The organism is Streptomyces cinerochromogenes (genome assembly GCF_014648635.1).
Taxonomy (GTDB): Bacteria; Actinomycetota; Actinomycetes; order Streptomycetales; family Streptomycetaceae; genus Streptomyces; species Streptomyces cinerochromogenes.
The window spans coordinates 25,904-48,393 of sequence record NZ_BMRM01000020.1 but is presented as its reverse complement, the minus strand read 5'-3'; the positions used below and the strand labels follow the sequence as shown (position 1 = coordinate 48,393).

Below are 22,490 nucleotides of genomic sequence, written 5' to 3'. Positions count from 1 at the left end.
CGCGGATTATCCGTCGGGGACGTGTCCCGGCACACCGCACCGACCCGACTCCTCACCGCGCTGTTTCCCCGCTGTCAGTGCCGGGTGGCAGGATCGACTCATGCCAGACGCGCTCGATGCCACCCCGTACGACGCCCTGCTCCTGCTCTCCTTCGGCGGCCCCGAAGGCCCGGACGACGTGGTCCCCTTCCTGGAGAACGTCACGCGCGGGCGCGGCATCCCGAAGGAACGCCTCAAGGAAGTCGGGCAGCACTACTTCCTCTTCGGCGGGGTCAGCCCCATCAACGACCAGAACCGCGCCCTCCTGGAAGCCCTGCGCAAGGACTTCGCCGACCACGGTCTCGACCTGCCGGTCTACTGGGGCAACCGCAACTGGGCGCCGTACCTGACGGACACCCTGCGCGAGATGGTCGCCGACGGCCGCCGCCGCGTCCTCGTCCTCGCCACCAGCGCCTACGCCTCCTACTCGGGCTGCCGGCAGTACCGGGAGAACCTCGCCGACGCGCTGGCCGCCCTGGAGGCCGAGGGCCTTCAGCCGCCGAGGATCGACAAGCTGCGGCACTACTTCAACCACCCCGGCTTCGTGGGGCCCATGACCGACGGCGTGCTGCGGGCCCTGGAGGACCTCCCCGAGGACGTCCGCGCGGGCGCCCACATCGCCTTCACCACCCACTCCATCCCCACCTCCGCCGCCGACACCTCCGGCCCGGTCGAGGCCCACGGCGAGGGTGGTGCCTACGTCGCGCAGCACCTGGACGTGGCCCAGCTGATCGCCGACGCGGTCCGCGAGCGCACCGGCGTCGAACACCCCTGGCGGCTCGTCTACCAGTCCCGCTCCGGCGCCCCGCACATCCCCTGGCTGGAGCCCGACATCTGCGACCACCTCGAGGAGCGGCACGCCGCCGGCGTCCCGGCCGTGGTCATGGCCCCCATCGGCTTCGTCTCCGACCACATGGAGGTCCTCTACGACCTCGACACCGAGGCGAAGGCCAAGGCCGAGGAGCTGGGCCTGCCGGTGCGCCGCTCGGCCACCGTGGGCGCCGACCCGCGCTTCGCCGCGGCCGTCCGCGAGCTGATCCTGGAGCGGTCCGCCGTGGAGCGCGGCGAGCAGGTCACCCCCTGCGCTCTCGGCGCGCTCGGGCCGAGCCACCACCTGTGCCCGGTCGGCTGCTGCCCGGCCCGCGCGGCCCGCCCCGCCGCCGCGGGCGCCGACAGCCCCTACGCGTGAGGAGACCCGTGACCGACGCCCTGCACCGGGACCTGCTCGCACTCGCCCAGGAGGCTGCCCGCCGCGCCGGCGAGCTGCTGCGCGACGGCCGTCCCGCCGACCTGGCCGTGGCGAAGACCAAGTCCAGTCCCATCGACGTCGTGACCGAGATGGACATCGCAGCGGAGAAGCTGATCACCGATCTGATCTCCGGGCAGCGCCCCGAGGACGGCTTCCTCGGCGAGGAGGGTGCCTCGGCCGAGGGAACGAGCGGCGTCCGCTGGGTGATCGACCCGCTCGACGGCACCGTCAACTACCTGTACGGCCTGCCGACGTGGGCGGTGTCCATCGCGGCCGAGCAGGACGGCGAGACCGTCGTCGGGGTCGTCGCGGCCCCGATGCGCGGCGAGACGTACCACGCCGTGCGCGGCGGCGGGGCGTGGGCCACCGGCGCCTGGGAGGGCGAGCGGGCGCTCGCCTGCCGCCCCGCGCCCCCGCTGGACCAGGCCCTGGTCTCCACCGGCTTCAACTACGTCACCGAGGTCCGCACCCACCAGGCCGAGGTCGCCGCCCGGCTCGTCCCGCTGCTGCGGGACATCCGGCGCAGCGGCTCGGCGGCGGTCGACCTGTGCGATGTGGCCTCCGGCCGGCTCGACGGCTACTACGAGCGGGGGCTCAACGCGTGGGACTACGCGGCGGGTGACCTGATCGCCCGGGAGGCGGGCGCGCTGACCGGCGGACGGCCCGGCGAGCGGCCGTCGAGGGATCTGACCGTCGCCGGGTCGCCGGGGGTGTTCGAGCCGCTGCAGCGGCTGCTGGAGGACTTCGGCGCCTGGCACGACTGACCCCGGGGAGCGCACACGCCAAGCCCGGGTGTACGCACGCCGACCTCCGGGTTACGCACACCGATGTCCCGGGTACGCACGCGAAGGGACCCCGGCGCTGGATTCGCCGGGGTCCCTCGTTGCGCTTTCGGGCCGATCAGACGCGTGACGCGCCGACCTCCACACCGTGTTCGGCGGCGAGGCGTCGCAGGTCGTCGAGCTCTGCCTGCTCCACCTCGACGAGGAAGTCGTCGCCCTCGTCACGAGCCCGCGACAGGTCGGACTCGGTCGCCCTTATGCGCTGCAGAAGTCCTGCGGTGAAAGCGTCCATGCTGCGCCCCCTCGTCCTGGGTCGTGGGTCGGGTGGCACGGGGGTGTGCCGTAGGGAAGGGGCGATCACGTCTCTCGCGGGTGCCCAGCGCTGCCCTGCTGGGCGGCGACGGTGCCGGACATCCGCGTCCGCTCTGCGAAGCGGATGGAGCAGTACCGCATGGTGCTGCGGCACATGCAGAGCGTGATCGCGGGGTGTAAAGCCGTCCTCCCCCCGCTCCCTCCCGCGGAAACCTCAACCGGAGGAGAAATTCTCGTATTCCCGGCCCGGAACCCCGCCCCTGCGGCCCGGACCCCGCCTTACAGCCGACTTATGGCCGAAAAGGGCAGGATGGGGGTCACACCTCACGGACACCCCTGCCCGCACGCGCCCACGGCGCGCTACGCGGGTGGACACAGGAAGGACAAGGGACGTGCGCGTACTCGTCGTCGAGGACGAGCAACTGCTCGCCGATGCGGTGGCCACCGGGCTGCGCCGGGAGGCCATGGCCGTCGACGTCGTGTACGACGGTGCGGCCGCCCTCGAGCGCATCGGCGTCAACGACTACGACGTGGTCGTCCTCGACCGCGACCTCCCGCTCGTGCACGGCGACGACGTCTGCCGCAAGATCGTGGAGCTGGGCATGCCCACGCGCGTCCTGATGCTCACCGCCTCCGGTGACGTCAGCGACCGCGTCGAGGGCCTGGAGATCGGCGCCGACGACTACCTGCCCAAGCCGTTCGCGTTCAGCGAGCTGATCGCGCGCGTCCGCGCCCTCGGCCGCCGGACCAGCGTGCCCCTGCCCCCGGTCCTGGAGCGCGCCGGCATCAAGCTCGACCCCAACCGCCGCGAGGTCTTCCGCGACGGCAAGGAGGTCCAGCTCGCACCCAAGGAGTTCGCGGTGCTGGAGGTGCTGATGCGCAGCGAGGGCGCGGTCGTCTCCGCCGAGCAGCTGCTGGAGAAGGCCTGGGACGAGAACACCGACCCGTTCACCAACGTGGTGCGCGTGACGGTGATGACCCTGCGCCGCAAGCTGGGCGAGCCGCCCGTCATCGTCACCGTCCCCGGCTCCGGCTACCGGATCTGATCGCCGTGGCCACGACCCCCGCGCCGCCCCAGGCGCCACCGAAGCCCACCTGGGACCCCAGAAGGCCGCAGCCCCCCTTCCCGTGGCTGCGTCCGACCATCCGCATACGGCTGACGCTGCTGTACGGCGGCATGTTCCTGATCGCGGGCATCCTGCTGCTGTCGATCATCTACCTGCTCGCCGCCCAGGCGATCAGCACCGGCAACCAGCCGCTGTTCAAGATCGTCAGCGGGACCCAGATCCGGGTCTCCAGCGACAACTGCCCCGCGATCAACACCACCAGCCTGCCGCTGTCGGACTTCAACGACGCGATCGCCCACTGCGTCGACCAGCAGCGCCAGGGCGCCCTGGACAACCTGCTCAGCCGCTCCCTGCTGGCCCTGCTGGGCCTCGCCGTGATCGCCTTCGCGTTCGGGTACGCGATGGCCGGCCGCGTGCTCTCCCCGCTCGGCAGGATCACCCGCACCGCGCGCCAGGTGGCCGGCTCGGACCTGTCCCGCCGTATCGAGCTGGACGGCCCGGACGACGAGCTGAAGGAGCTGGCGGACACCTTCGACGACATGCTGGAGCGCCTGCAGCGGGCCTTCACGGCCCAGCAGCGCTTCGTCGGCAACGCCTCCCACGAACTGCGCACCCCGCTGGCGATCAACCGCACGCTCCTCGAGGTGCACCTGTCGGATCCGAACGCGCCGGTGGAACTCCAGCAGCTCGGAAAGACCCTGCTCGCCACCAACGAGCGCAGCGAACAGCTGGTCGAGGGGTTGCTGCTGCTGGCCCGCAGCGACAACCAGATCGTCGAGCGCAAGCCGGTCGACCTGGCCGAGGTCGCCACGCAGGCCATCGACCAGGTGCACGCCGAGGCGGAGGCCAAGGGCGTCGGCATCCGCGGCGAGCGCAAACCGGCCGTGGTGCAGGGCAACGGTGTACTGCTGGAGCGGATCGCGCTGAACCTGGTGCAGAACGCCGTAAGGTACAACGTGCCCGAGGGCGGCTGGGTCGAGGTCACCACCGACATCCAGCACGGGCAGGCGGTGCTGACCGTCACGAACACCGGCCCGGTCGTCCCGGCGTACGAGATCGACAACCTCTTCGAGCCGTTCCGGCGGCTGCGCACCGAGCGCACGGGCAGCGACAAGGGGGTGGGCCTCGGCCTCTCCATCGTCCGGTCCGTGGCCCGCGCGCACGGCGGCCACATCCTGGCCCAGCCCCGCGAGGGCGGCGGCCTGGTGATGCGGGTCACGATGCCGCTGTGAGACCGGACCGACACACGCGGAGATTGTTCGCTCTACGCGGAATTTTTCGACGGCCGAATGGGCTTCTTCCTGTGTGATCGATCACATGGACGGATTTCCGGCCATGTACGCAGGGTGATCATGACAGAAGCGGGAAAGCCGGGAAAGTCCTGGTTTTCAGGGCTCTTGATCACGGGAAGTACACGGTGAGGCGCCTTTGAGGTGCGGCATTCGAACCGTGTACGGTCCTCACCGCCATCCAAGCCGATCACTCTCGAGGGATCGGGTTGGGTGTCGATTGAGTAACAGACCTTGATGTGAGGCAAAATCTCCGCCTCAGGTCGGGCACAAGTCCGGCCTCTCACGCGTTACGTGCGCTGGAGACACCGCAGACACCCAGAGGGGGAGAGCGATATGGCAACCGATTACGACACTCCACGCAAGACCGACGACGACGTCGACTCGGACAGCCTGGAAGAGCTGAAGGCCCGGCGGAACGACAAGTCCACCTCGTCGGTGGACGTCGACGAGTTCGAGGCCGCCGAGGGCCTTGAGCTGCCCGGCGCCGACCTCTCCAACGAGGAGCTGGCCGTCCGTGTGCTGCCCAAGCAGCAGGACGAGTTCACCTGCATGAGCTGCTTCCTGGTGCACCACCGCAGCCAGCTGGCCCGGGAGAAGAACGGTCAGCCGATCTGCCGCGACTGCGACTGAGGACGGGTCGGCCGTGTCTGGCTCGACCCCTCCCCGGAAGCGCCGCTTCCCCCGGTGGAAAGCGGACCAAGGGCCCATCGACGGCCCGCACGGCGCGCGTGACGACGAGCGGGGCTCACCCGGAGCGGGAGCCCCGCTCGGACCGACGGCCGACCGGGAGAACCCGCCCGCGTCGGCCCGGCACCCCGCACCCGTCGCCCGGCGCCGGGCGGCGGTGATCCGTGACAAGGCCCGGGAACTGACCCAGGAAGGCGCCCGAAGGGGCGGCAGCCGGGCCCGCGCGGGGCTGGGGTACCTCGCGGACCGGATCATCGAGATCGCCCCGCGGATCCCCGTACGCGACCTCGCGACCCTGCGCAGGCAGTTCCCCGGCCTCGGACCGGAGGAACTCGCCGACAGACTGGTGGCGGGCGCCGCCACCGGCACCTCGACGGTCGGAGCCGGGATCGGAGCGGCGGCGATGCTGCCGGTGCCGCCCGCCATGCCGACCCAGCTGGCCGCGGAGATCACCGGGGTCGCCGCGATCGAAGTGAAACTGGTCGCCGAACTGCACGAGGTCTACAGCGTACGCCCGCCGGGCAGCCTCAAGACCCGTACCGCCGCGTATCTGTCCTCCTGGTCGGGGGAGCGCGGGATCGACGTGATGAAACCGTCGACGTACGACACGGCCCTGGGCGGCCGGATGAAGCGCGAACTGCGCCAGCAGATCATGAAGCGGATGGTCCGCGACCTGCCCAACCTGATGCCGTTCATGGTGGGAGCCGCGGTCGGGGCGGTCATGAACCGCCGGGACACGAAGAGACTCGCGGCCCATGTCCGGGCCGACCTGCGCAGGCTCCAGGTGCCCTGGGACGAGCTGCCCGAGCTGCCGCCCCTGGAGAAACCCGAGGACCCCCTGGTCCTGCGCGAACTGCCCGACGCGTAGCCGCCCCGGACGCTCTAGGCGTGCGCCGCCCGCGCCGCCTCGATCGCCGCGGCCAGCTTCTCCGGTTCCCGCGTCGACAGGTACAGGTACGGCGTCGGGTCCTCGGGGTCCGTGACCTCGACCCTCAGCGCGGTCGGGATGTAGGCGCGCAGCAGCAGGAAGGCACGGGTGTCCGCCTTGTACGTCCGCCAGGCGCGGGCCTCCTCCGCGTCCAGCACCTCGGCCGCGCCCAGCGCCGACACCGGGATCTTCGCCTCGCCCGCGACCAGGGAGTCACCCACGACCCGGATGCGCGGGGAGCCGTAGGCGCTGGCCACCACCGCCGCCGCGGCCGTACCGCCGACCAGGCCGCCGAGCAGCGGCAGGGTGCCGAAGGGCAGCAGGATCAGGGCGAAGGAGACGCCCACCAGGAAGCTGACCAGCCACCACGAGCGGGGGGCGGTGAGGCGTTCTTCGTAGGGGGTGGCGGAGAGCTGCATGAAGCCAAGCTTGGCACGGGATCCGCATTGCCCCGACGCGCGGGTAAGGTCTGCGGCTGTGAGAGGTAGTTCCGCAGCTCTTCAGCCCCCCGCCGACGCGGCGAAACCGGTACGGCACCCCGACGCGCCCGCGCCCGGCGAGCTGCTCGGCGCCCACTACGAACACTGCTTCGGGTGCGGCCCCGGGCAGCCGCACGGACTGCACCTGGAGGCCCGCGCCGGCGAGGGCGTCTCGCTGACCGCCGAGTTCACCGTGCAGCCCGCCCACCAGGGCGCCCCCGGCCTGGCGCACGGCGGAGTGCTGGCCACCGCCCTGGACGAGACCCTCGGCTCGCTGAACTGGCTGCTGCGGACCATCGCCGTCACCGGACGGCTGGAGACGGACTACGTACGGCCCGTGCCCGTCGGCACCACGCTGCACCTGGAGGCCGAGGTGACCGCCGTGGCCGGGCGGAAGATCTACTCCACCGCGACCGGGCGCATCGGCGGCCCCGACGGGCCGGTCGCCGTGCGCGCCGACGCCCTCTTCATCGAGGTCAAGGTCGATCACTTCGTCGACCACGGCCGCACGGAGGAGATCCAGGCGGCCCTGAACGACCCGGACCAGATCCGGCGTGCCCGAGCCTTCGAGGTGAACCCGTGAGCCGAGCCCCCCTGGACGTGCTGATCCGGCGCGTCGATCCGGACGTACCGCTTCCGGCGTACGAGCACCCCGGCGACGCCGGCGCCGACCTGCGCACCACCGAGGCCTGCGAGCTGAAGCCCGGCGAGCGGGCCGTCCTGCCCACGGGAGTGTCGATCGCCCTGCCCGAGGGGTACGCGGCCTTCGTGCATCCGCGTTCCGGTCTCGCCGCCCGCTGCGGTGTCGCCCTCGTGAATGCCCCGGGGACGGTTGATGCCGGGTACCGTGGGGAGATCAAGGTGATCGTGGTGAATCTCGACCCGCGCGAGAGCGTGCGGTTCGAGCGCTTCGACCGGATCGCCCAACTGGTCGTCCAGCAGGTCGAGAGGGTCCGCTTCCAGGAGGTCGCGGAACTTCCCGACTCGGCGCGGGCCGAGGGGGGCTTCGGGTCCACCGGCGGCCATGCCGCGGTGGGCGGCGGGAGCGGCACAAGCGGTCAGGCCGCCGAGGGCGGTCCGACGGGTGGGAATCGATACGCTTCGGTCGTATCCGACCGGGAAGGACAGTGACGTGTTCGGACGTCGCAAGAAGAAGGGTGCCGCCGAGGACGCGGCCGGCGAGGCCGAGCAGGTCGTCGACAGCGTCGACACCGAGGCGGACGAGGAGGAGGCCGGGCGCGAGCGCGTCCGGCTGGAGCCCGGGCCCCGGCCCGACGGCCCCTGGGACAGCAGCGAGGTGCGCGACCCGGCCGAGGGCCGCGTGGACCTCGGCGGTCTGTTCGTGCCGGGCGTCGACGGCATGGAGCTGCGGGTCGAGGTCGCCGGTGACGCCATCGTCGCCGCGACCGTCGTGCTGCGCGACAGCGCCATCCAGCTCCAGGCCTTCGCCGCGCCCAAGCGCGAGGGCATCTGGGCCGAGGTACGCGAGGAGATCGCGTCCGGCATCACCCAGCAGGGTGGCATCGTCGACGAGGTCGAGGGGTCGCTCGGCTGGGAGCTGCGCGCCCAAGTGCCGGTGCAGCTGCCGGACGGCACCGGCGGCTTCCAGGTCGTACGGTTCGTCGGCGTGGACGGTCCGCGCTGGTTCCTGCGCGGTGTGATCTCCGGCCAGGGCGCGGTGCAGCCGCAGGCCGCCGGGCTGCTGGAGCAGATCTTCCGGGACACCGTGGTGGTCCGCGGCGAGGGGCCGATGGCTCCGCGCGATCCGATCGTCCTGAAGCTGCCCAACGATGCGCAGATGGTCCCCGAGGGCGTGCAGCAGGAGGAGGGCTCGCGCTTCTCCGGGGGGATGGGGCAGCTGCAGCGGGGCCCCGAGATCACGGAAGTCCGTTAGACCGCAGCGGGCCGCGCCCTCCGGGGCGCGGCCCGTTCTTCGTCGTGGCGGCGCGTGCTCCGGCTGTGGGGGCGTGCGCTCCGGTTGTGGCGGTGCGCGCTCCGGTTGCGATCGCTCGCGCCCGCGCGGCGGCAGCCGCACGTCGGACACGGCCCCGCGCCCCTTTCGAGGCGCTGCCCCGACCGGTGATACTGGCGCCCGGCCGATGGGGGAGGCGGACATGACACAGGTGGTCACCGAGACCATGGTGCGGGTCGAGGACGTGCACAAGTCGTACGGACAGGGCGCCGCCGCCGTGCACGCCCTGCGCGGGGTGTCCTTCGAGGTGCCCCGGGGAGAACTCGTCGCCCTCAAAGGGCGGTCCGGGTCCGGCAAGACCACCCTGCTCAACATCGTCGGCGGACTGGACGTACCCGACCGGGGGCGGGTGGAGGTCGAGGGGCGGGACCTCGCCCGGCTCGGGGAGAGCGAGCTGCTGCGGCTGCGACGGGACCGGGTCGGGTTCGTGTTCCAGTCGTTCGGGCTGATCCCGATCCTCAGCGCCGCCGAGAACGTGGGCGTACCGCTGCGGCTGCGCCGGGCCGAGCCGCGGGAGCGGGAGGAGCGGGTCGAGCTGCTGCTGTCCCTCGTGGGGCTCGCCGGGCACGCGGCGCAGCGGCCCGGGGAGCTGTCCGGCGGCCAGCAGCAGCGGGTCGCCATCGCCCGGGCCCTCGCCAACCGGCCGGCGCTGCTCATCGCCGACGAACCCACCGGCCAGCTCGACGCCGAGACCGGGCACGCCGTCATGGAGCTGCTGCGGGCCGTCGTCCACAGCGAGAAGGTCACCGCGCTGGTCGCCACGCACGACGCGACCCTGCTGGACCTGGCCGACCGGGTGCTGGAGCTGCGCGACGGGGAGATCACCGAGCACTGAGCCCCACCGCGCCCCCGTTCACCGGGCCGGTCATCAGGGTTGCGTCAAAGTTGCCCGCCGCCGGCCTCCCGTGCCCCGGCTGCCCTGACTGTTGGCCGTAAGGTCGACGCTGCGTAGGCAACAGGCACGGGAAGACAATGGGGCCATGGCACGCGGCAAGCTTCGGATCTACCTCGGCGCGGCACCGGGCGTGGGCAAGACCTACGCCATGCTCGCCGAGGCGCACCGCCGGGTCGAGCGGGGCACCGACTGCGTCGTCGCGTTCGTGGAGCACCACGGCCGGCCGCGCACCGAGGTGATGCTGCACGGCCTGGAGCAGGTGCCGCGCCGGCAGCTGGAGTACCGGGACGCCGTCTTCGGCGAGATGGACGTCGACGCCGTACTGCGCCGGGCGCCCGCCGTCGCCCTCGTGGACGAGCTCGCCCACACCAACATCCCCGGCTCCCGCAACGCCAAGCGCTGGCAGGACGTGGAGGAGCTGCTCGCCGCCGGCATCGACGTCGTCTCCACCGTCAACATCCAGCACCTGGAGTCACTCGGCGACGTGGTCGAGTCCATCACCGGGGTGCGGCAGCGGGAGACCGTCCCCGACGAGGTCGTACGGCGGGCCGACCAGATCGAGCTGGTCGACATGTCCCCCCAGGCCCTGCGCCGCCGTATGGCGCACGGCAACATCTACCAGCCGGACAAGGTCGACGCGGCCCTGTCGAACTACTTCCGCCCCGGCAACCTCACGGCCCTGCGCGAGCTGGCGCTGCTGTGGGTGGCCGACCGCGTCGACGAGTATCTGAACGAGTACCGCAGCGAGCACCGGGTCTCGAAGATATGGGGCTCCCGGGAGCGGATCGTGGTGGGCCTGACCGGCGGCCCCGAGGGGCGCACCCTGATCCGGCGTGCCGCGCGGCTCGCGGAGAAGGGCGCGGGCGGCGAGGTCCTCGCCGTGTACATCGCCCGCAGCGACGGGCTGACCTCGGCCTCCCCGAAGGAACTGGCCGTCCAGCGCACCCTCGTGGAGGACCTCGGCGGCACCTTCCACCACGTCGTCGGCGACGACATCCCGGCCGCCCTGCTCGACTTCGCGCGCGGGGTGAACGCCACCCAGATCGTGCTCGGCTCCTCGCGCCGCAAGGCCTGGCAGTACGTCTTCGGGCCCGGCGTCGGTGCCACGGTGGCCCGGGACTCCGGCCCCGACCTGGACGTGCACATCGTCACCCACGAGGAGGTCGCCAAGGGCCGGGGACTGCCCGTGGCCCGCGGCGGCCGGCTCGGGCGGGCCCGGATCGTCTGGGGCTGGGCGGTGGGCCTCGTCGGCCCGGCGGTCCTCGCGGTGCTGCTGAACACCGTCGACCTCGGCCTCGCCAACGACATGCTGCTGTTCCTGGCCGTCACCGTCGCCGCGGCCCTGCTCGGCGGCCTGCTGCCCGCGCTGGCCTCGGCGGCCTTCGGCTCGCTGCTGCTGAACTACTTCTACACCCCGCCGCTGCACCGGCTGACCGTCGCCGACCCGAAGAACATCGTCGCCATCGCGATCTTCTTCGGGGTCGGCATGTCGGTCGCCTCGGTGGTCGACCTCGCCGCCCGGCGCACCCACCAGGCCGCCCGGCTGCGCGCCGAGTCCGAGATCCTGTCCTTCCTCGCCGGGAACGTCCTGCGCGGCGAGACCAGCCTGGAGGAACTGCTGGAACGGGTCCGCGAGACCTTCGCCCTGGAGTCCGCCGCCCTGCTGGAACGCGAGAGCGACGTGGCGCCCTGGACCTGCGCGGGCCGGGCCGGCTTCGGGCCGCCGCTGGAGCGCCCCGAGGACGCCGACGTCGACATGCCGGTCGGTGACCACATGGCGCTCGCGCTCACCGGCCGGGTGCTGCCCGCCGCCGACCGCCGGGTGCTGGCCGCCTTCGCCGCCCAGGCCGCCGTCGTCCTGGACCGCCGGCGCCTCCAGGAGGAGGCCGACCGGGCCCGCACGCTCGCCGAGGGCAACCGCATCCGCACCGCCCTGCTGGCCGCCGTCAGCCACGACCTGCGCACCCCGCTGGCCGGCATCAAGGCCGCCGTGTCGTCCCTGCGCTCCGACGACGTCGCCTGGTCCGAGGAGGACGAGGCCGAGCTGCTGGAGGGCATCGAGGAGGGCGCCGACCGGCTCGACCACCTCGTGGGCAACCTCCTGGACATGTCCCGGCTGCAGACCGGCACGGTGACCCCGCTCATCCGCGAGATCGACGTCGACGAGGTCGTCCCGATGGCCCTCGTCGGCGTACCCGAGGACAGCGTCGAGCTGGACGTGCCCGAGTCGCTGCCGATGGTCGCCGTCGACCCCGGGCTGCTGGAGCGGTCGGTGGCCAACCTGGTGGAGAACGCCGTCAAGTACAGTCCGCGCGGGCGGCGCGTCCTGGTCGCCGCGAGCGCCATCGCCGACCGGGTGGAGGTGCGCGTGGTGGACCGCGGTCCGGGCGTGCCGGACGAGGCGAAGGACCGTATCTTCGAGCCGTTCCAGCGGTACGGTGACGCTCCCCGCGGCGCCGGCGTCGGGCTCGGCCTCGCCGTCGCCCGGGGGTTCGCCGAGGCCATGGGCGGCACCCTCAACGCCGAGGACACGCCGGGCGGCGGGCTCACCATGGTGCTCAGCCTCCGTGCGGCAGGACCGCGCCCCGAGCTGCTCCCCGTCGGGGAGTCCCGTACCGAACCGGAAAGGCAGGCAGCCCCATGACCCGGGTGCTCGTGGTCGACGACGAGCCGCAGATCGTGCGCGCCCTCGTGATCAACCTCAAGGCGCGCAAGTACGAGGTCGACGCCGCCCCCGACGGCCGGACCGCACTCGACACGGCCGCCTCCCGCCACCCCGACGTGGTCGTCCTCGACCTGGGCCTGCCGGACATGGACGGCGTCGAGGTGATCAGGGGCCTGCGCGGCTGGACCCGGGTGCCGATCCTGGTGCTGTCCGCCCGCCACTCCTCCGACGAGAAGGTCGAGGCGCTGGACGCGGGCGCCGACGACTACGTGACCAAGCCGTTCGGCATGGACGAGCTGCTCGCCCGGCTGCGGGCCGCCGTCCGCCGGGCCGAGCCGGTCGGGCCGGGCGAGGACGACCTGACGACCGTCGAGACCGAGGGCTTCACCGTCGACCTCGCCGCCAAGAAGGTCAACCGCGGCGGCAAGGACGTCCGGCTCACCCCCACCGAGTGGCACCTGCTGGAGGTGCTGGTCCGCAACACCGGCCGGCTGGTCAGCCAGAAGCAGCTGCTGCAGGAGGTGTGGGGGCCGTCGTACGGCACCGAGACCAACTACCTGCGGGTGTACATGGCCCAGCTGCGGCGGAAGCTGGAGTCGGACCCCTCGCACCCGAAGCACTTCATCACGGAGCCGGGGATGGGGTACCGGTTCGAGAAGTAGGGGTACCGGTTCGAGAAGCTGGGGTACCGGTTCGAGAAGCAGGGCTGTCCGTTCCGGAAGTGAGCGGGCTTACAGCCCTGTCGGCGCTCCCCGGTACGCTTCAGATATGACTGCTGTTCCTCGTTCCGAAAAGCCGGCCGGCCGGTTCCGGCGCATGCTCGACCGGCTCTCCTCGTCGCAGGAGGACCTGGAGTCCGAGGAGCTGCGCGAAGACGCCGAGACGGCCGGCTGTACGAAGATCGGCGACTGTCAGGACCGGCAGATCGTCACCGTAACTGGTACCTTGCGCACGGTCACCCTGCGCCCGCGCGCCGGAGTCCCGGCCCTGGAGGCGGAGCTGTTCGACGGCTCCGCCGCGCTGGACGTGGTGTGGCTCGGCAGGCGCTCCATCGTGGGCATAGAACCGGGGCGCAAGCTGCTCGCATCGGGCCGGATCTCGATGAGCCGGGGCCGCCGGGTGCTGTTCAACCCTAAGTACGAACTGCGACCCCTCGGACGGGAGTAGCCGGTGACGTCCCTCGACAAGCCGACCCAGGACACCGACCAGACGACCGATCCTCACGACGCCCGTGCGGTGACCGAGGCGGCGCTGTTCGAGGCCTTCGGCGGGGTCCGCGGCATGGTCGAGACGGTCCTGCCGGGCCTGCTCTTCGTCGCGATCTTCACGGTCAACAAGAACCTGCACATGGCGGCGATCGCCGCGCTGGCCGTGTCGCTGATCCTGGTCGTCGTCCGGCTGGCGATGAAGGACACCGTCAAGCACGCCTTCAGCGGTGTCTTCGGCGTGGTGTTCGGCGTGGTCTTCGCGATGTTCACCGGCAACGCGAAGGACTTCTACCTCCCCGGCATGCTCTACACGCTGGGCATGGCGCTGGCCTACATCATCACCACCCTGGCCGGTGTGCCCCTGATGGGCCTCATCCTCGGCCCGGTCTTCAAGGAGAACCTCTCCTGGCGGACCCGCAACCCGGGCCGCAAGAAGGCCTACGCCAAGGCCAGCTGGGCCTGGGGCCTGATCCTGCTCGCCAAGTGCGCGATCCTCTTCCCGCTGTACTGGTGGGCCGACACCGCGCAGCTCGGCTGGGTCCTGGTCATCCTGAAGATCCCGCCGTTCCTGCTGGCGGTATGGCTGACCTGGGTCTTCCTCGCGAAGGCGCCCGCGCCGATCGACGTGTTCGCGGAGATGGAGGCCGCCGAGAAGGCCGAGAAGGCCGCGGAGGAGCACAGGGCGGCGCAGGCCGCGGAGAGCGGCGAGACGACCGGGGGACGGCACCGCCGTCAGGCCTGAGCAGCCGTCGTACGACGCGGAAGGGCGCCCTTGCCGGCAAGGGCGCCCTTCTCGTGCGCGGTCGGTCCCGCGCCCCGTGCGGTCAGTCCTCGCGCCGCACCGACAACAGGTCCTCCAGCTGCTCCTCCCGGGCCTGCGCGGCCACGAACAGCAGCTCGTCGCCCGGTTCCAGGGAGTCTTCCTTGGAGGGGGTCAGCACCCGGGTGCCGCGGATGATCGTGACCAGGGAGGTGTCCTCCGGCCACTCCACATCGCCGACCTGGGTACCGGCCAGCGCCGACTCCTCCGGAAGGGTCAGCTCGACCAGGTTGGCGTCGCCGTGGCTGAAGCGGAGCAGGCGGACCAGGTCGCCGACGCTCACCGCCTCCTCGACCAGGGCGGACATCAGGCGCGGGGTGGAGACGGCGACGTCGACGCCCCAGGCCTCGTTGAACAGCCACTCGTTCTTGGGGTTGTTCACGCGGGCGACGACGCGCGGGACGCCGTACTCCGTCTTGGCGAGCAGCGAGACGACCAGGTTCACCTTGTCGTCGCCGGTCGCGGCGATCACGACGTTGCAGCGCTGGAGCGCCGCCTCGTCCAGGGAGGTGATCTCACAGGCGTCGGCCAGCAGCCACTCCGCCTGCGGGACGCGCTCGACCGAGATGGCGGTCGGCGCCTTGTCGATCAGCAGGACCTCGTGGCCGTTCTCCAGCAGCTCGCCCGCGATCGAGCGGCCGACCGCGCCGGCCCCGGCAATGGCGACCCTCATCAGTGACCGCCCTCCTCTTCCGGGCCACCGGCGAACGCCGCCTCGACCTTCTCCACGTCGTCCGTCCGCATCATCACGTGCACGAGGTCACCCTCCTGCAGCACCGTCTGGGAGGTGGGCAGGATCGCCTCGCCCAGACGGGTCAGGAACGCCACCCGGACGCCCGTCTCCTCCTGCAGTTTGCTGATCTTGTGGCCGACCCACTTCGCGGAGGCGTGCACCTCGGCGAGCTGCACCCCGCCGGTGGGATCGCGCCACAGCGGCTCTGCCCCGGAGGGCAGCAGCCGGCGCAGCATCTGGTCGGCGGTCCAGCGCACGGTGGCCACCGTCGGGATGCCCAGGCGCTGGTAGACCTCGGCGCGGCGGGGGTCGTAGATACGGGCGGCCACGTTCTCCACGCCGAACATCTCACGGGCCACGCGCGCGGAGATGATGTTGGAGTTGTCACCGCTGGAGACCGCGGCGAAGGCGCCGGCCTCCTCGATGCCCGCCTCGCGCAGGGTGTCCTGGTCGAAGCCGACGCCGGTGACCCGGCGGCCCCCGAATCCCGGGCCCAGCCGGCGGAAGGCGGTGGGGTCCTGGTCGATCACGGCGACCGTGTGTCCCTGTTGCTCCAGGGTCTGGGCGAGAGCGGAACCCACTCGTCCGCAGCCCATGATGACGATGTGCACGACCGTCCTTCCGGTGTCCAAAAGTTACTGCTCAGCATCAGGGTCTCAGACAGGCGCCCAAAGCTACACACGGGCGCCGCGTGCCGGACATCCGCGGGCGGTGGCCGGACGGACCCGCCGGCGAGTGATGCTGCGCACGCTGCACAGGGTCAGGATTCCGAGGCAGGTCAGGGCGAGGACCGCCCCGATCACCTCCGCGGTCGCGGGCATGGAACCTCCGAAGTGCGATGACAAGCGGGGTTTGCCATCTAGGCACGGGGGGCACATGGACGACGGATTCCGCAGTTCCACGCACCCTGGATTTCACTCGTGAGGCAGATCCCGCACGCCGGGTGGGCGGGTGCCAGTTCGAAGGCTTACGATCCTCTCTCGTGTCCAAACTGACCGACGTGCCCAAACGGATCCTGATCGGGCGCGCACTGCGCAGTGACCGGCTGGGCGAAACGCTCCTGCCGAAGCGCATCGCACTCCCCGTCTTCGCCTCCGACCCGCTGTCCTCCGTCGCCTATGCGCCGGGGGAGGTCCTGCTGGTCCTCTCCATCGCGGGTGTGTCGGCGTACCACTTCAGCCCCTGGATCGCCCTCGCGGTCGTCGTCCTCATGTTCACGGTGGTGGCCTCCTACCGCCAGAACGTGCACGCCTACCCCAGCGGCGGCGGCGACTACGAGGTCGCCACCACCAACCTGGGCCCGCGGGCCGGCCTCACCGTGGCCAGCGCCCTGCTCGTGGACTACGTCCTCACCGTCGCCGTCTCCATCTCCTCCGGCATCGAGAACCTCGGCTCCGCGGTCCCCTTCGTGGTCGAGCACAAGGTGTTCTGCGCCGCCGCCGTCATCGTGCTGCTCACGCTGATGAACCTGCGTGGCGTGAAGGAGTCGGGCAAGCTGTTCGCCATCCCGACGTACGTGTTCGTCGGTGGCGTCTTCATCATGATCGCCTGGGGCGCCTTCCGCGGCCTGGTCCTCGGCGACACGATGCGCGCCCCGACGGCCGACTACCACATCGAGGCCGAGCACCAGGGCCTCGCCGGCTTCGCGCTCGTCTTCCTCCTGCTGCGCGCCTTCTCCTCCGGCTGCGCGGCCCTCACCGGCGTCGAGGCGATCTCCAACGGCGTCCCCGCCTTCCGCAAGCCCAAGTCGAAGAACGCGGCGACCACGCTGGCGATGATGGGCCTGCTCGCCGTCACCATGTTCTGCGGCATCATCGCGCTCGCGATGGTGACCAAGGTCCGCATGGCCGAGCACCCGGCCACCGACCTGATCCACAACGGTGTCCCGCTCGGCTCCGGCTACGTGCAGAACCCGGTGATCTCCCAGGTCGCCGAGGCGGTCTTCGGCAAGGGCAGCTTCCTGTTCGTCCTCCTCGCCGCCGCCACCGCGCTGGTGCTGTTCCTGGCCGCCAACACGGCGTACAACGGCTTCCCGCTGCTCGGCTCGATCCTCGCCCAGGACCGCTACCTGCCGCGCCAGCTGCACACCCGCGGCGACCGGCTCGCGTTCTCCAACGGCATCGTGCTCCTCGCGGGCGCGGCGATGCTGCTGGTGTTCATCTACGGCGCGGACTCCACCCGGCTGATCCAGCTGTACATCGTCGGCGTGTTCGTGTCCTTCACGCTGAGCCAGACCGGCATGGTCCGGCACTGGAACCGCCACCTCGCCGTGGAGAAGGACCAGGCCAAGCGCCGCCACATGGTCCGCTCCCGTGCGATCAACGCGTTCGGCGCCTTCTTCACCGGCCTGGTGCTCGTCGTCGTCCTGGTCACCAAGTTCACGCACGGCGCCTGGGTGGCCCTGCTCGGCATGTGCATCTTCTACGCGACCATGACCGCGATCCGGAAGCACTACGACCGGGTCGCCGAGGAGATCGCCGCGCCCGAGGGCCCGAGCGACGACCTGGTCCGCCCCTCCCGCGTCCACTCGGTCGTCCTGATCTCCAAGATCCACCGCCCGACGCTCCGCGCCCTCGCCTACGCCAAGCTGATGCGCTCCGACACCCTGGAGGCGCTGACCGTCAACGTCGACCCGGCCGAGACCAAGGCACTGCGCGAGGAGTGGGAGCGGCGCGGCATCGACGTACCGCTGAAGGTCCTCGACTCCCCCTACCGGGAGATCACCCGTCCGGTGATCGAGTACGTCAAGAGCCTGCGCAAGGAGTCCCCGCGCGACGCGGTCTCCGTGATCATCCCCGAGTACGTGGTCGGCCACTGGTACGAGCACCTGCTGCACAACCAGAGCGCGCTGCGCCTGAAGGGCCGCCTGCTGTTCACCCCGGGGATCATGGTGACCTCGGTGCCCTACCAGCTCCAGTCCTCCGAGGCCGCCCGGGCCCGCGCCCGCAAGCGGCAGGAATGGAACGCACCGGGCGCGGTCCGGCGCGGCCCGGCCGTGGAACGGCCGAAGGAGCCGTCGGCGAAGGAGTGACGGGGACTTCCGGAACCGGGTCCGGACCTGGAAGGGAACCGAGACCGGACCTGGAACGGAACCGGGACCGGACCTGGAACGGAACCGGGACCGGACCTGGAACGGAACCGGGACCGGGACCGGGGCTGAGGCCGGGCGGGGAGGCCGTAGACTGGTGGGCTGTTGTCGGGCCCCGTCGCGGGGCCGCCCCCGCTGTCGATCTGGAGTCTCCCCGCCATGCCCGCAGAACCGAAGAAGTCGCTGGTGGGGGAGGAGTACGAGGTCGAGATCGGCCCCGTCGCCCACGGTGGACACTGCATCGCCCGTACCTCCGAGGGACAGGTCCTGTTCGTCCGGCACGCGCTGCCCGGCGAGCGGGTGGTGGCCAAGGTGACCGAGGGCGAGGAGGGAGCCCGCTTCCTCCGCGCGGACGCGGTTCGGATCCTGGAGGCGTCCAAGGACCGCATCGAGGCCCCCTGCCCCTTCGCCGGCCCCGGCCGCTGCGGCGGCTGCGACTGGCAGCACGCCAAGCCGGGCGCCCAGCGCCGGCTGAAGGCCGACGTCATCGCCGAGCAGTTGCAGCGGCTCGCCGGCCTCACTCCGGAGGAGGCGGGCTGGGACGGCACGGTGGTCCCGGCCGAGGGTGACAAGCTGCCGGCGGGACAGGTCCCGCAGTGGCGCACCCGGGTGCAGTACGCGATCGACCCCTCGACGGGCAAGGCGGGCCTGCGCCGGCACCGCTCGCACGAGGTCGAGCCCGTCGACCACTGCATGATCGCGGCCGAGGGCGTGAGCGAGCTCGGCATCGAGAAGCGGGACTGGACCGGCATGGAGTCGGTCGAGGCGATCGCGGCGACCGGCTCCCAGGACCGCCAGGTGATCCTCACCCCGCGCCCGGGCGCCCGCCTGCCCCTGGTGGAGCTGGACAAGCCGGTCTCGGTCCTCCGGGTCGACGAGAAGTCCGGCGGCGTGCACCGGGTCCACGGCCGGCCCTTCGTCCGCGAGCGCGCGGACGGCCGTACGCACCGGGTCGGCGGCGGCGGCTTCTGGCAGGTCCACCCGAAGGCGGCCGACACCCTCGTCACGGCCGTCATGCAGGGCCTGCTGCCCCGCAAGGGCGAGACGGCCCTCGACCTCTACTGCGGCGTCGGCCTCTTCGCCGGCGCGCTCGCCGACCGCCTCGGCGAGAAGGGCGCGGTCCTCGGCATCGAGTCCGGCAAGCGCGCGGTGGAGGACGCCCGGCACAACCTGGCCGACTTCCCGCGGGTCCGCATCGAGCAGGGCAAGGTCGAGTCCGTGCTGCCGCGCACCGGCATCACCGAGGTCGACCTCATCGTCCTCGACCCGCCCCGCGCCGGCGCCGGCCGCGCCACGGTCGCCCACCTCACCTCCCTCGGCGCCCGCCGCATCGCCTACGTCGCCTGCGATCCCGCGGCGCTGGCCCGGGACCTGGGGTACTTCCGGGAGGGCGGGTACCGGGTGCGGACGCTTCGGGCGTTCGATCTGTTTCCGATGACGCATCACGTGGAGTGCGTGGCGATTTTGGAGCCTGCGGCAAAGGGGCTCTGACCTGCCGTTTTGCATTTCAGGTGGTCAGCTCGACCTGTTTTCGCTCGCGGAATGCGTCGACTGAGGTTCGCTTGTGCAGAACGTTCTGAGCTGCAGGTTCGAGGGCCGGCGTGGGTCTCGCGGCGACGTGGCGATGCGCAATGCAGAATTTTTGACGCTCGGATGACGCTCGAATATCGGAAGCCTCAACCTCGGGCCTCTCCGGCCCTGGGCCGCAGACCGGGGCTGTTGGCGCGGGGCAAGGACTCCGGTTTTTTTGGGGGGCCGACTGCATTTCACCAGCGGCGGCGCGTGCTGCTACCTCGTCACACGCACCTCGGAACCGAGACCGCGGCCGACCGGGCCACGAAGGACGGATTCGTATGCTTTCGCGAGATGGGGCAGCGGGTCCGCTCGGCGCGAGAATGGCGTCCCACGCGCCTTCCCCTTTGGGCGGCAGGCAAGGTCCACATTGGCTACGGCGGTCTCTTCCCAACCAACACCCGCTCCTGCTTTCCCAGCGGTTACGGAACGCGCTGTCCGTGCCCCTCGCGCGCCCCCCGTGCGCACTGAGCCGGTCCTCTCGCCTCCAACAAGCTGTGTCTGCGGTATCCATCGTCCACGTCCACAGCTTGGAGGGGGACAAGGTGCCGGAGGAATGGATACGGGCTCTCGTGGCGGACTTTGGATCCAAGTGCAAGCGTCTGCGGGTCAGCGACACGGAGGCGTCCATCAGCCCGCCGGTGGCGAAGCTGGTGTAAACATTCGGGGCGCGCTGGAAGCTGAGTTCTTCATCCTGAGTATCCCTTGCCCGAGGCCCGGGTGCGTCCGGACTATGCGGTGGAGACATCGGGGCGCATCACCGGCTTCCTGGAACTGAAGGCGCCAGGGCACGACGTCACGCCCGACGGCTTCACGAAGCGGGACCGGGAGCAGTGGGAGCTGATGCGCGGACCGCGGTGGCCCGGTACCAGTCCGGTTCCTGCGGGCACAACTTGGGCGCGCAGGTGCACCCGGACGAGGGCTCGTGCGGCGGTGACGCGGTCGGGGTGCTCGTCGGTGGCCTCGGCAGCGTCGAAGGCCGGGATGCGGCCCAGCCCGTGCTCCGCGTCGTCGAAGTTGTCCAACCTGGTCTTTGGTGCGGGAGACGCCGTGTAGGCGTCGCTTCCCCAGTCCTGCCGGTCGGAGAAGATTGGGTGGGTGCCAGTCCTTCGTGCCCACGACGACGAGGACCTTCGGGGTCATCCCCTCGAAGGCGGTCGTGGCGAGCGGTGCGTAGGGCTGGGCCGCCGGGCCGTTCAGATCCGCGCCCCGGCCGGGCGCGGCGATCATGACGTGGGCGCCGAAGCGTGCGTCGACGGCTCACCGGCAGGTTCGGGGTTGACGGGCGTGCTCGCCGTAGCTCGGGTCGATGATCGCCGGCGCGTTCACGAACTGGCAGACGCGCCAGGGCTGTCGGCCGCCGAACCGCTCGGCGAAGAAGGAGGGCATCCCTTCGCCCTCCGATTGCCGAGCAGCCGTGGAGAACCGTGCGGCGCACGTCGGTGGCGAACGGCCCGTCGTAGGAGGCAGGGCCGTGCGGCTCCGTGACCGATGCCACGGAGCCGCACGTTGGTTACCGTCAGAAGCCGACGCTCGGATCGTCCGTGTCCTCTTCCGGGTCCACGCTGTACAGCGGGCGGTCCTCGATCCCCAGGGCGCGCATCAGCTCGTTGGTCGGAATCCTGTACCTACGTCCGATGCGGAGGACGGGGCAGGGGAACTCATGCTCGCGGATCAGCCGGTACGCGGTCGTCGAGCCGATTCCGAGTGCTCGGGCCGCCGTGCGCAGGTCCACTGCGACGGGCAGGTCGAACATCTCCGTGAAACTGAGGCGGCCCTCTGCCGGGTCCTTCACCCTCGCCTCCCCGCAGGGCGGACCGGCCGGGTGTCCGCGCGGCGCCCGGGCCGTCGCCTCTTCCCGGGGCTGTGACCCGCCGAACGGTCCTGCGACCCGTCGTCGGTGTCGATGAAGATTCCCTGTCGGCGCAGATGCTCCGGGCGCACCCGGAAACGCAGCGGTGCGCACAGCCCGTCCGGGCCGTCCGGACGGTCGACCCGTACGTCCAGGCTCTCCGCCGCCGGAGCGTCCGCCTCCTCGCCGGACGCAGTGAGAGCGTGCTCCTCGGTGATGCGTTCGATCTGGGTGGAGGGAAGCTCCCGCAGCCCTTCCCGGGCGAGATGCCACGCCCTGGCGCGCGCCGCGTGCAGCAGGGAGGAGTCGGTGAGACAGCTCGCGCCGTCCCGATCCGCCAGCTTCTCCAGGAGAGCCAGGACCATCTCGGCCTCCACGTCCGACCGGTCGGCCCGCAAGCGCGTGCAGACCCGGTGGACTGTCCCCGTCAACCGGGGCAGGGCCAGCCAGATCGCCAGGAGTTTCCCCGTGCTGTCTGGAGTCAGGTCGCTCTGTGCCGTACGGATGACCTCCTTCCAGACCGCGTTGGCGAACTGGGGGTCGGAGCCGGGGCCGTACAAGGCCTCGTGCGTCTCGGCGGCGGTCAGCCGGACCGGATCAGCCTCGTCGGCGTCCGTGGGGAGGAGCACGTAGACCGCGTCACTGGTCCGGGGATCGTCGAAGTGCCGCCTCACCGAGGCGAACGCACTGCTGTGCGGTTGATACATCAGGAAATGTCCTCTCTTCGGACTGCGGAAACCTGAGTCCAAAGGTGCTGGAGATACCGAGATGCTGGACGAGGTGTGTCCTGTGATGGGGACGTACCGCCTCATATCCGCGTCAAGCGGAGACGAGTCCCACCAGCCTCACT

24 protein-coding genes are annotated in these 22,490 nt (G+C 71.3%); 16 read left to right on the top strand and 8 right to left on the bottom strand.

The annotated features are described in order from the left end of the window. Positions 1 to 100: 100 nt before the first annotated feature. On the top strand, positions 101 to 1,228 hold the full coding sequence (locus tag IEZ20_RS31680) for a ferrochelatase (protein ID WP_189305069.1): 1,128 nt from the start codon (positions 101 to 103) through the stop codon (positions 1,226 to 1,228). 8 nt (positions 1,229 to 1,236) lie between these two features. Continuing rightward, complete coding sequence (locus tag IEZ20_RS31675) at positions 1,237 to 2,052, top strand: inositol monophosphatase family protein (RefSeq protein ID WP_189305067.1); 816 nt, start codon at positions 1,237 to 1,239, stop codon at positions 2,050 to 2,052. A 136-nt stretch (positions 2,053 to 2,188) separates the two neighbouring features. Here IEZ20_RS31675 and IEZ20_RS31670 read toward each other — a convergent pair whose 3' ends face one another. After that, the gene (locus IEZ20_RS31670) at positions 2,189 to 2,362 is read right to left on the bottom strand and encodes a hypothetical protein (protein ID WP_023546087.1); all 174 of its coding nucleotides are present in this window, start codon (positions 2,360 to 2,362) and stop codon (positions 2,189 to 2,191) included. 412 nt (positions 2,363 to 2,774) lie between these two features. Between IEZ20_RS31670 and IEZ20_RS31665 the strand changes: the two genes are divergently transcribed. The 4 genes from IEZ20_RS31665 to IEZ20_RS31650 all read left to right on the top strand — a co-directional run bounded on the left by IEZ20_RS31665 (position 2,775) and on the right by IEZ20_RS31650 (position 6,296). Beyond that, positions 2,775 to 3,428 (top strand): response regulator transcription factor, encoded by a 654-nt coding sequence (locus IEZ20_RS31665; RefSeq protein WP_003993508.1) that lies wholly within the window; start codon positions 2,775 to 2,777, stop codon positions 3,426 to 3,428. A gap of 5 nt (positions 3,429 to 3,433) precedes the next feature. Next, positions 3,434 to 4,681, top strand: coding sequence for a sensor histidine kinase (locus IEZ20_RS31660; RefSeq protein ID WP_189305065.1), 1,248 nt, complete (start codon positions 3,434 to 3,436; stop codon positions 4,679 to 4,681). Between the two features lie 393 nt (positions 4,682 to 5,074). Beyond that, positions 5,075 to 5,371 (top strand): DUF4193 domain-containing protein, encoded by a 297-nt coding sequence (locus tag IEZ20_RS31655; RefSeq protein ID WP_003997302.1) that lies wholly within the window; start codon positions 5,075 to 5,077, stop codon positions 5,369 to 5,371. A 13-nt stretch (positions 5,372 to 5,384) separates the two neighbouring features. Next, a complete protein-coding gene (locus IEZ20_RS31650) occupies positions 5,385 to 6,296 on the top strand; it encodes a hypothetical protein (protein WP_189305063.1) in 912 nt (303 codons plus the stop codon). Between the two features lie 14 nt (positions 6,297 to 6,310). Here IEZ20_RS31650 and IEZ20_RS31645 read toward each other — a convergent pair whose 3' ends face one another. Further along, the gene (locus tag IEZ20_RS31645; RefSeq protein ID WP_189305061.1) at positions 6,311 to 6,775 is read right to left on the bottom strand and encodes a DUF3093 domain-containing protein; all 465 of its coding nucleotides are present in this window, start codon (positions 6,773 to 6,775) and stop codon (positions 6,311 to 6,313) included. A gap of 58 nt (positions 6,776 to 6,833) precedes the next feature. Here IEZ20_RS31645 and IEZ20_RS31640 point away from each other — a divergent pair, with 58 nt between their 5' ends. From IEZ20_RS31640 to IEZ20_RS31605, 8 genes are all read left to right on the top strand, one after another. Beyond that, the gene (locus IEZ20_RS31640) at positions 6,834 to 7,418 is read left to right on the top strand and encodes a PaaI family thioesterase (RefSeq protein ID WP_189305059.1); all 585 of its coding nucleotides are present in this window, start codon (positions 6,834 to 6,836) and stop codon (positions 7,416 to 7,418) included. Further along, complete coding sequence (dut, locus tag IEZ20_RS31635; RefSeq protein WP_189305057.1) at positions 7,415 to 7,966, top strand: dUTP diphosphatase; 552 nt, start codon at positions 7,415 to 7,417, stop codon at positions 7,964 to 7,966. The genes IEZ20_RS31640 and dut overlap by 4 nt, the downstream gene beginning before the upstream one ends. Before the next feature lies 1 nt (position 7,967). Beyond that, complete coding sequence (locus tag IEZ20_RS31630) at positions 7,968 to 8,729, top strand: DUF3710 domain-containing protein (protein WP_189305055.1); 762 nt, start codon at positions 7,968 to 7,970, stop codon at positions 8,727 to 8,729. A gap of 220 nt (positions 8,730 to 8,949) precedes the next feature. Then, positions 8,950 to 9,642, top strand: a complete 693-nt coding sequence (locus tag IEZ20_RS31625; protein WP_189305053.1) for an ABC transporter ATP-binding protein — start codon at positions 8,950 to 8,952, stop codon at positions 9,640 to 9,642. Positions 9,643 to 9,787: 145 nt separating this feature from the next. Further along, positions 9,788 to 12,346 (top strand): ATP-binding protein, encoded by a 2,559-nt coding sequence (locus IEZ20_RS31620; protein ID WP_189305051.1) that lies wholly within the window; start codon positions 9,788 to 9,790, stop codon positions 12,344 to 12,346. Further along, entirely contained in the window at positions 12,343 to 13,029 is a 687-nt protein-coding gene (locus IEZ20_RS31615) for a response regulator (RefSeq protein ID WP_189305049.1), read from the top strand. The genes IEZ20_RS31620 and IEZ20_RS31615 overlap by 4 nt, the downstream gene beginning before the upstream one ends. A gap of 106 nt (positions 13,030 to 13,135) precedes the next feature. Further along, positions 13,136 to 13,534, top strand: coding sequence for an OB-fold nucleic acid binding domain-containing protein (locus IEZ20_RS31610; RefSeq protein WP_189305047.1), 399 nt, complete (start codon positions 13,136 to 13,138; stop codon positions 13,532 to 13,534). A 3-nt stretch (positions 13,535 to 13,537) separates the two neighbouring features. After that, on the top strand, positions 13,538 to 14,317 hold the full coding sequence (locus IEZ20_RS31605) for a DUF3159 domain-containing protein (RefSeq protein WP_189305045.1): 780 nt from the start codon (positions 13,538 to 13,540) through the stop codon (positions 14,315 to 14,317). An 82-nt stretch (positions 14,318 to 14,399) separates the two neighbouring features. Here the strand turns inward: IEZ20_RS31605 and IEZ20_RS31600 are convergent, their stop codons facing one another. Both IEZ20_RS31600 and IEZ20_RS31595 read right to left on the bottom strand, forming a co-directional pair. Next, on the bottom strand, positions 14,400 to 15,068 hold the full coding sequence (locus tag IEZ20_RS31600; protein WP_189305043.1) for a potassium channel family protein: 669 nt from the start codon (positions 15,066 to 15,068) through the stop codon (positions 14,400 to 14,402). Then, on the bottom strand, positions 15,068 to 15,739 hold the full coding sequence (locus IEZ20_RS31595) for a potassium channel family protein (RefSeq protein ID WP_189305041.1): 672 nt from the start codon (positions 15,737 to 15,739) through the stop codon (positions 15,068 to 15,070). The genes IEZ20_RS31600 and IEZ20_RS31595 overlap by 1 nt, the downstream gene beginning before the upstream one ends. 371 nt (positions 15,740 to 16,110) lie before the next feature. Between IEZ20_RS31595 and IEZ20_RS31590 the strand changes: the two genes are divergently transcribed. Together IEZ20_RS31590 and IEZ20_RS31585 are read left to right on the top strand one after the other, a co-directional pair. Further along, positions 16,111 to 18,159 carry an APC family permease gene (locus IEZ20_RS31590; RefSeq protein WP_189305039.1) on the top strand — a complete coding sequence of 683 codons (2,049 nt, stop codon included), beginning with the start codon at positions 16,111 to 16,113 and terminating at the stop codon, positions 18,157 to 18,159. A 216-nt stretch (positions 18,160 to 18,375) separates the two neighbouring features. Beyond that, a complete protein-coding gene (locus IEZ20_RS31585) occupies positions 18,376 to 19,707 on the top strand; it encodes a class I SAM-dependent RNA methyltransferase (RefSeq protein ID WP_189305037.1) in 1,332 nt (443 codons plus the stop codon). 812 nt (positions 19,708 to 20,519) lie between these two features. On the opposite strand, the gene IEZ20_RS31580 is transcribed toward IEZ20_RS31585, so the two are convergent. The 4 genes from IEZ20_RS31580 to IEZ20_RS31570 all read right to left on the bottom strand — a co-directional run bounded on the left by IEZ20_RS31580 (position 20,520) and on the right by IEZ20_RS31570 (position 22,347). Then, positions 20,520 to 20,813, bottom strand: a complete 294-nt coding sequence (locus tag IEZ20_RS31580; RefSeq protein ID WP_189305035.1) for a hypothetical protein — start codon at positions 20,811 to 20,813, stop codon at positions 20,520 to 20,522. 235 nt (positions 20,814 to 21,048) lie between these two features. After that, a complete protein-coding gene (locus IEZ20_RS40500; protein ID WP_268253089.1) occupies positions 21,049 to 21,177 on the bottom strand; it encodes a hypothetical protein in 129 nt (42 codons plus the stop codon). Between the two features lie 130 nt (positions 21,178 to 21,307). Then, entirely contained in the window at positions 21,308 to 21,544 is a 237-nt protein-coding gene (locus IEZ20_RS31575; RefSeq protein ID WP_078992515.1) for a helix-turn-helix domain-containing protein, read from the bottom strand. Positions 21,545 to 21,579: 35 nt separating this feature from the next. Beyond that, positions 21,580 to 22,347, bottom strand: a complete 768-nt coding sequence (locus IEZ20_RS31570) for a hypothetical protein (protein ID WP_189305033.1) — start codon at positions 22,345 to 22,347, stop codon at positions 21,580 to 21,582. Positions 22,348 to 22,490: the final 143 nt, after the last annotated feature.

Coding starts and splice junctions, on each gene's coding strand:
- IEZ20_RS31670 (WP_023546087.1), bottom strand. CDS start 2,362: ATGGACGCTTTCACCGCAGGACTTCTGCAGCGCATAAGGGCGACCGAG.
- IEZ20_RS31620 (WP_189305051.1), top strand. CDS start 9,788: ATGGCACGCGGCAAGCTTCGGATCTACCTCGGCGCGGCACCGGGCGTG.
- IEZ20_RS31570 (WP_189305033.1), bottom strand. CDS start 22,347: ATGTATCAACCGCACAGCAGTGCGTTCGCCTCGGTGAGGCGGCACTTC.
- IEZ20_RS31655 (WP_003997302.1), top strand. CDS start 5,075: ATGGCAACCGATTACGACACTCCACGCAAGACCGACGACGACGTCGAC.
- IEZ20_RS40500 (WP_268253089.1), bottom strand. CDS start 21,177: ATGCCCTCCTTCTTCGCCGAGCGGTTCGGCGGCCGACAGCCCTGGCGC.
- IEZ20_RS31645 (WP_189305061.1), bottom strand. CDS start 6,775: ATGCAGCTCTCCGCCACCCCCTACGAAGAACGCCTCACCGCCCCCCGC.
- IEZ20_RS31680 (WP_189305069.1), top strand. CDS start 101: ATGCCAGACGCGCTCGATGCCACCCCGTACGACGCCCTGCTCCTGCTC.
- IEZ20_RS31575 (WP_078992515.1), bottom strand. CDS start 21,544: ATGTTCGACCTGCCCGTCGCAGTGGACCTGCGCACGGCGGCCCGAGCA.
- IEZ20_RS31610 (WP_189305047.1), top strand. CDS start 13,136: ATGACTGCTGTTCCTCGTTCCGAAAAGCCGGCCGGCCGGTTCCGGCGC.
- IEZ20_RS31615 (WP_189305049.1), top strand. CDS start 12,343: ATGACCCGGGTGCTCGTGGTCGACGACGAGCCGCAGATCGTGCGCGCC.
- IEZ20_RS31600 (WP_189305043.1), bottom strand. CDS start 15,068: ATGAGGGTCGCCATTGCCGGGGCCGGCGCGGTCGGCCGCTCGATCGCG.
- IEZ20_RS31585 (WP_189305037.1), top strand. CDS start 18,376: ATGCCCGCAGAACCGAAGAAGTCGCTGGTGGGGGAGGAGTACGAGGTC.
- IEZ20_RS31625 (WP_189305053.1), top strand. CDS start 8,950: ATGACACAGGTGGTCACCGAGACCATGGTGCGGGTCGAGGACGTGCAC.